Annotated in this window: 5 protein-coding genes, 1 rRNA gene and 3 other annotated features; all 6 genes read left to right on the top strand. The window is 39.5% G+C overall.

The genetic code is table 11. The features are described 5' to 3' along the window. The first annotated feature begins 42 nt into the window (after window positions 1-42). Window positions 43-211, top strand: a sequence feature (23S ribosomal RNA rRNA prediction is too short). A 19-nt stretch (window positions 212-230) separates the two neighbouring features. Beyond that, window positions 231-390 (top strand) — a sequence feature (23S ribosomal RNA rRNA prediction is too short). Window positions 391-409: 19 nt separating this feature from the next. After that, window positions 410-653 (top strand) — a sequence feature (23S ribosomal RNA rRNA prediction is too short). Between the two features lie 91 nt (window positions 654-744). The 6 genes from rrf to HMPREF1534_RS10580 all read left to right on the top strand — a co-directional run bounded on the left by rrf (window position 745) and on the right by HMPREF1534_RS10580 (window position 7,269). Continuing rightward, window positions 745-855, top strand: a 5S ribosomal RNA gene (rrf, locus tag HMPREF1534_RS10555). Window positions 856-930: 75 nt separating this feature from the next. Then, window positions 931-1,998, top strand: a complete 1,068-nt coding sequence (locus HMPREF1534_RS10560; RefSeq protein WP_005939656.1) for an alcohol dehydrogenase — start codon at window positions 931-933, stop codon at window positions 1,996-1,998. Window positions 1,999-2,029: 31 nt separating this feature from the next. Further along, window positions 2,030-2,845 (top strand): TrmH family RNA methyltransferase, encoded by an 816-nt coding sequence (locus tag HMPREF1534_RS10565; protein WP_005939653.1) that lies wholly within the window; start codon window positions 2,030-2,032, stop codon window positions 2,843-2,845. 113 nt (window positions 2,846-2,958) lie between these two features. Next, complete coding sequence (locus HMPREF1534_RS10570) at window positions 2,959-5,106, top strand: AAA family ATPase (RefSeq protein ID WP_005939650.1); 2,148 nt, start codon at window positions 2,959-2,961, stop codon at window positions 5,104-5,106. An 87-nt stretch (window positions 5,107-5,193) separates the two neighbouring features. Continuing rightward, window positions 5,194-6,636, top strand: coding sequence for an IS4 family transposase (locus tag HMPREF1534_RS10575; protein WP_005936442.1), 1,443 nt, complete (start codon window positions 5,194-5,196; stop codon window positions 6,634-6,636). 15 nt (window positions 6,637-6,651) lie between these two features. Beyond that, complete coding sequence (locus tag HMPREF1534_RS10580) at window positions 6,652-7,269, top strand: ATP-binding domain-containing protein (protein WP_005939646.1); 618 nt, start codon at window positions 6,652-6,654, stop codon at window positions 7,267-7,269. Window positions 7,270-7,423 lie beyond the last annotated feature (154 nt).

Here is a 7,423-nt window from a genome sequence, read left to right as displayed (position 1 = left end):
ATACGAGGACACTGATTGGTGGGTAGTTTGACTGGGGTGGTCGCCTCCAAAAGTGTAACGGAGGCTTCTAAAGGTGCCCTCAGACCGATTGGTAACCGGTCTCAGAGTGTAATGGCATAAGGGCGCTTGACTGGGAGACTAACAAGTCGAGCAGGTAGGAAACTAGAGCATAGTGATCCGGTGTTTCCGCATGGAAGGGACATCGCTCAAAGGATAAAAGGTACTCCGGGGATAACAGGCTGATCCCTCCCAAGAGCTCATATCGACGGAGTGGTTTGGCACCTCGATGTCGGCTCGTCACATCCTGGGGCTGGAGAAGGTCCCAAGGGTTGGGCTGTTCGCCCATTAAAGTGGCACGCGAGCTGGGTTCAGAACGTCGTGAGACAGTTCGGTCTCTATCTATCGTGGGCGTATGAAATTTGCGTGGCTCTGACACTAGTACGAGAGGACCGTGTTGGACAGACCTCTGGTTTACCGGTTGTGCCGCCAGGTGCATTGCCGGGTATCTAAGTCTGGATCGGATAAGTGCTGAAAGCATCTAAGTACGAAGCCGGCCACAAGATTAGATTTCTCAGGGTCGTTGTAGACTACAACGTTGATAGGATGCAGGTGTAAAGATGGAGACATCAAAGCCGAGCATTACTAATTGCCCGTTCACTTTCTTTATATGCCGGATGTTGTATACGTTTAGCGGTTGCTATGAAATGAAATTACGGTTACAGCTTATCAATATGTCAACCTTCTTCAGGTGGCTATAGCACAAGGGTTCCACCTCTTCCCATTCCGAACAGAGAAGTTAAGCCTTGTCACGCCGATGGTACTGCGTAACAGTGGGAGAGTAGGTAGCCGCCGTTTTTGATGAAAGCCTCCGAGTCAGTCAAATGATTCGGAGGCTTTTTTTGTTTATATAATCTTTAAAAATGAAAAACTATGTTGGCATATACCTATATTAAACAGGGTAAATTTGAACTTATAGAGAAGCCGAAACCTGAGTTGAAAGATACTCGTGACGCTATTGTACGTGTTACCCTTAGCAGTATTTGTACCAGTGATTTGCATATAAAACATGGAGGTGTTCCACGTGCGGTTCCTGGTGTCACAATAGGACATGAAATGGTGGGTGTTGTAGAACAAACGGGGGCTGATGTCACTTTGGTGAAGCCGGGTGATAGGGTTGTCGTTAATGTAGAAACTTTTTGCGGTAAATGTTTTTTCTGTCAACATGGTTATGTGAACAATTGTATTGATCCGAATGGAGGTTGGGCATTAGGGTGTCGCATTGATGGTGGTCAGACAGAATACGTACGTGTACCTTATGCTGATCAGGGGCTGAGTCTTATACCTGAGACGGTAACTGACGAGCAAGCTTTATTTGTGGGAGATATCCTTGCTACCGGATTTTGGGCAGCTCGTATTTCAGAGATTACCGAAGAGGATACGGTTCTTATTATTGGTGCGGGACCTACGGGAATTTGTACATTGCTTTCTGTGATGTTAAAGAATCCGCAATGTATAATAGTCTGTGAGAAAGCAGAAGAAAGGATTCATTTTGTCCGTGAGCATTATCCACAGGTAGAGGTTGTTACTCCCGAAAAATGTAAGGATTTTGTGCTCCAAAAGAGTGCTCATGGCGGTGCTGATGTAGTGTTGGAAGTCGCTGGGGGAGAAGAAACTTTCCGACTGGCATGGGAGTGTGCTCGTCCTAATGCTATTGTTACTATTGTGGCTCTCTATGACCGTCCTCAAATTTTACCTTTGCCGGATATGTATGGCAAGAATCTGATTTTTAAGACCGGAGGTGTAGATGGTTGTGATTGTGTTACGATTCTGCATTTAATAGAAGAGGGAAAAATAGATACTACTCCCCTTATTACACATCGTTTCCCGTTAGATCGGATAGAAGAGGCGTATCGTCTTTTTGAAAATAAGGAAGATGGAGTAATAAAAGTTGCTGTAACGGAAAAAGCTGCTGTAACGGAGAGCGTAAACCAAAAATAAAAATATAGTGAATTTAAAAATATAGAAATATATGCCTGTTATCGAAATATCTTCTTTGGAACATCCCGGTGTAGAGATTTTTTGCACACTTACAGAAGCTCAGCTGCGTCGACAAACGGAATCTGGTAAAGGTTTGTTTATAGCTGAAAGCCCCAATGTTATCAGTAGAGCTCTGGATGCTGGGTATGAACCTATTGCACTTTTGTGTGAGCGAAAACATATTACAGGTGATGCAGCCAAGGTTATCGAGCGTTGTGGTGATGTGCCCGTCTATACGGGTGATCGGGAACTATTGGCGACATTGACGGGATATGTTTTGACACGTGGTGTGTTATGTGCTATGTATCGGCCTGTATTCCGGAGTGTGGAAGAGGTTTGCCGGAATGCCCGACGCATTGTTGTTATTGACGGTGTAGTAGATAGTACCAATGTAGGAGCTATTTTCCGTTCAGCGGCAGCTCTTGGGATCGATGCTGTATTGTTGACTCGCAATTCTTGTGATCCATTGAATCGTCGCGCGGTAAGAGTGTCTATGGGGTCTGTCTTTTTGATACCTTGGGCATGGATGGATGGTACGATTCGTGATTTGAGATGGTTGGGATTCAGGACTGCTGCCATGGCACTGACGGAAAATTCTATTTCTATAGATCACCCTTCTCTGGCAGCCGAACCTAGGCTGGCTATTGTGATGGGTACTGAAGGAGAGGGGCTTTCTCAAGAAACAATTGTCGAAGCAGATTATGTGGTCCGCATCCCTATGGCGCATGGAGTGGATTCACTTAATGTGGCGGCAGCTGCTGCCGTAGCTTTTTGGCAACTTCGAGCTCCCGAAACAACCGAAAACTGATTAGTAATACAAATTATCAGATATCCATGTTGTTAAATTGCCATATATAGAAAATTATTACTATATTGCAATTTAAATATTACATTGAATAACATATAAAAAAGGAATATACTATGTTTGATGTAAATAAAGCTATATATGCATGTGATGATGTGATTTGTAGAAATATTGAATCTTTTACTACTGAGCAAAGAGGTTTATTGTCACAAAACATATTATCTCAATTACGTAATTTTGTAGAGAATATTTTTGTGAAAGTCTACATTTCTTTGGGTGGAGAACCTCAAAGGAAGGACTATGATACCATTCGGGTTGCTTGTAGTTATGTAAAAGCGCTGCAGGGAGAATATCGTTTTTTAAGTCAATTTCATAAGCTGTTGCAAATCTCAGTTTCTCATTATACGTTAGATCCTGATAGCTCCGAAAGATTGATGTTGAAGTATTATGAATATCTGTTGCGTATCCGAATTCTAATGAAAGAGAAATTCGGTATGAAGCTTTTGGCGAATTTGAGTCAGTTTCCTTTGAATACAGATAAAACATTTACTTTATATTATAAAGCTATTGCACAAGCTATAGAGCATAGGGCGGCATTATCCACTAATGTTCATCATGGTAGGTTTTATATAGAAAAGATACGAACAATTATAGTGGAAAATAAAATTTATTATGAGGTAACATTTATTCCTGCTCATGATAAATCAAGTAAATTTGATAGAATAATTGCTTTTACTCATTTGGAGTTGTCAGATTATTATGCCGTAGAGCTTCATTGGATTGAAACTTCTATCAAAGTACTGACAAGGAATATGCCTATTATCATAATTGTTGATTGGCAAGTGTCTATTAGATATTGTGAGATAAAGAATTTTTCAAAGATATTCGGTTATGATATCAATTGTCAGGAAATAAAAGAATATGTTAATCTCATGAACTATCTGACGGTTACACGTATGAATATAGTGGAGTTGTTAGACTTGTCTGATACGTATTATGAACATTTTGAAGGTATTTTGCAAAGAGAAGCTCGACGTTTGTGGATAAGTGAGCTTTTAAGACGATGCAGAAATATTATTCAGAATCAATCTCAGGGAGTTAATGTGATTAGATACTTGCTTTACAGGTTGAATAATAAAATTATAAAGAATCAGTTGTATAAAATTCCTTGTTCATTATTGTCTAATCTGTATTTAAAGGTTCAATGTGTTCCATTTAACAATATCCCATTTAATTTTTCTTTGGTAAATCATAATCCGCCCATTGCAGATTTATTGGATTGCATAGATTCTTCAGAACGGACTCACGAATTATTTGCAAGACTGATTAAAAACAATACGGAGCAAAGAGGGATTCTTTATACTTCGAAGGCTGATATAGTAGGTTTTAAAAATCCGGAAGAATTGGCGGAAAAGTACAATAATGTGTTATATCACAGGCATCAGTACGCGCGAATAGAGATATTTAAGAATCATTTTTATATCAAAGAATATGACGAAAATGTTTATGAAATTATTTATAAATTAAAAAGATACGCTGAGTCTGGTATTAAGAACTATACACATTCAGTAGATCTGTGGATGAAAAATTCAGGGTTGATTATCGATTGTGATGAGAAAAAAAATGCTTTGAGGAATTTATTTAAAAACTCAAAAGTTGCTTTTATATATGGGGCGGCAGGTACAGGTAAGTCTACGATGATAAACTATATATCTTCCTTATTTAAAGATAAACAAAAAATATTCTTGGCCAATACCAATCCGGCTGTTGAGAACCTGCGTCGGAAGGTTACTGCTGAACATGCTGAATTTGTGACAATTACAAAATTTCTTTCAAAGGATGTTTCAAATGATTGCGATATTTTATGTTTGGATGAATGTAGTACAATAAGTAATCGGGACATGGTTCGCGTATTACAACGAGCTCAATGTAAGTTATTAGTATTGGTAGGGGATATATATCAGATTGAATCTATTTTATTCGGAAATTGGTTTAATATTGCATATAAAGTGATGCCCAAGGATTCTGTGGCAGAGTTAACACGTCCACATCGTACTACTGTTCAAGGATTGATAGAAGTATGGAATAAGGTGCGCGAGATTACCGAAGACAGGCTGGAATTTATCACAAGGAATGGTCTGTCATCTACATTGGATGAATCTATCTTTTCAAGAACGGAAGAAGATGAAATTGTGCTTTGTCTGAATTATGATGGTATTTATGGTATAAATAATATTACTCAAGTTTCGCAAGTACTCAAATAATGTAATAAAAAAAGGCTAAAGAGTTTGATAATTCAATGATTATCACTATATTAATGTCGCCAAACAAACATATAGCACCCTTTAGCCATGAACAAAAATAGACATATTATCGGTGAACTCCAAGAGTTTTTTGCAAACAATGACTCCAGCAAGGCAATAAACAGCATATCAACCATTATGAACAGCATAAGGATACAAAGCAAAGTTATCGGGTCAGTTAAGAATCCGAATTGCAAATTCACCTGTCTTCAGGTGTTACAACTGCTTGTTCTGTTCCCGTTCTTTTCAATTAAGAATGCTGCCAACTATTCGTCTTCTGCCCTGGGTAAGATATTTGTCTGCCACAAAGATATGTTCTATCGTTTCATGAACGACGGCAACATCAATTGGCGACGTATAATCTACTCGGTTTTCAGGCAGTTGTATTCACGTGTGAAACGCAGAACGACATTGAAGTCGGACATCAGATGCGTCATCATCGATGATACAGACCTTCCGAAGACCGGATTCAAGACCGAGAAGATTGGCAAGGTATTCTCTCATACCCAAATGAAGCCTATACTTGGATTCAAGGCAATGTTCCTCTGCTTTACGGATGGTGTATCCCAGTTTCTCCTTGACTTTTCTCTCCATGGAGAGGAGGGAAAACGAAGCGATAAGCCACAGGGGTTATTCAAGAAACAGACGGAGGCTCGCTATTGTAAGGAACACTCAGGGGATGAGCGTATTGCCAGGCGTAGCGCTGAGTATTTTGCAAGTAAGATTGAGACGGCCATCAGCATGCTCAAGCGCTCAATCATAGAGGGTGTACGTTTCGATTATCTTCTTGTTGACAGTTGGTTTACCTGCTCTGAACTTTTGAAGTTCGTGGTCTCAAGGCACTTTGGATGCCACCTTATCGGAATGATAAAGATGGGCAAGACAAAGTATGAGACAGATCTTGGAAACAAGACAGCGCCTGAACTTATCAAGGCTCTCCAAAAATCCAAGAACGTAAAGTATAGCCGCTCAATCGGTTACTACACAGCAACTGTCTCTGCTAAAATCTCCAGCATTAAGGTCTGCCTGTTCTTCTACAGAAGAGGCAAGAACGGCAATTGGAATGCTCTGCTTACCTCGGATTTGAAACTTGATGCGAAAGAAGCCTTCAGACTTTACTCAAGAAGATGGGTTATCGAAGTGGCTCACAAAGAGATGAAGCAAAATCTTAAACTCGGAAAGAACCAGTGCAGAGACTTCGCCGGACAGATTGCAGGCATATCATTGTGCGTACTGCAATACAATATTCTCAGTTATGTCAAACGCTATGAGTCATACGAAACTATCGGAGGACTCTTTGCTGAAATTTCAAAGAACTCTGTTGAACTTTCAGTAGCAGAAAAAATCTGGCTGCTGATTGTAGAAGTTATAAACGTCATTGCCGAGGTACTTAACTGTGATGCAATGGTTCTGACTGAACAAGTAATATCAAACGATAAACAAATCAAAGCTGTGAAGCAGGCTTTCGACAGGCTGACACCAGCCGCCTGAGGAGCTACACTTTACTTGCGAAACTTAAGTAATATTAATAAATTTCTACAGAGCAATAATGTTAATCCTTCCATCAACTGGGGAGTACTGTCCTATAAAGTGGGAGATCCTGTATTGTTCAATGAATCAAATCGGTTTGCTCCTTTAGTTTACAATAATTTGAAGGGTAAGATTTTGCAGATTGAAGAGGAAGAAGACTGTATTTATTTTACTATAGAGGTTTATACTGTTCTGAATGAATTGGATGTAATTGGTTTTGATTTGGAGCTGAAAGAATCCGTAACTGACGAGACATCAGTAATTCGATTTAAAGTCGGTCGGGGTGGAGATGGGAATGACGATAATGATAATGTGGAAAATGTGGTGCCCTTTCAGGTGGCATACGCCATTTCTATTCATAAGGCTCAAGGTTTGGAGTATGAGTCTGTGAAGGTGGTGATTACAAGTGAAATAGAGGAAATGGTCAGCCATAATATATTCTATACAGCCATAACACGGGCGAAGAGCAAATTGAAGATTTATTGGAGTCCGGAAACGGAAAAACGCATATTGGAGAATATGAAGGTACAGTTTAATGATAAGGATTATCAACTGTTTAAAGCCAAATATAAAGAAGCTTTGCTGAAATCTTAACTTATGCCATCCGGCAAATTGTATGTGAAATACAGGAGTGTGTTAAAATAAAAATGACCTATCTTTTTATTTTAACACACTCTCTTGTTCTTTCTAAAAGCTATCAAAAGACAGTGGTACAATCAATGCAACCTATACTATTTCCTGAATTATC

This window comes from Phocaeicola massiliensis B84634 = Timone 84634 = DSM 17679 = JCM 13223, from assembly GCF_000382445.1.
Classification (GTDB): Bacteria; Bacteroidota; Bacteroidia; order Bacteroidales; family Bacteroidaceae; genus Phocaeicola; species Phocaeicola massiliensis.
This window is presented reverse-complemented; position numbering and strand designations above follow the sequence as displayed.

What these genes read in the sequence shown, in the direction of transcription:
- HMPREF1534_RS10560 (WP_005939656.1), top strand. Translation starts at nt 931, where the DNA reads ATGTTGGCATATACCTATATTAAACAGGGTAAATTTGAACTTATAGAG.
- HMPREF1534_RS10565 (WP_005939653.1), top strand. Translation starts at nt 2,030, where the DNA reads ATGCCTGTTATCGAAATATCTTCTTTGGAACATCCCGGTGTAGAGATT.
- HMPREF1534_RS10570 (WP_005939650.1), top strand. Translation starts at nt 2,959, where the DNA reads ATGTTTGATGTAAATAAAGCTATATATGCATGTGATGATGTGATTTGT.
- HMPREF1534_RS10575 (WP_005936442.1), top strand. Translation starts at nt 5,194, where the DNA reads ATGAACAAAAATAGACATATTATCGGTGAACTCCAAGAGTTTTTTGCA.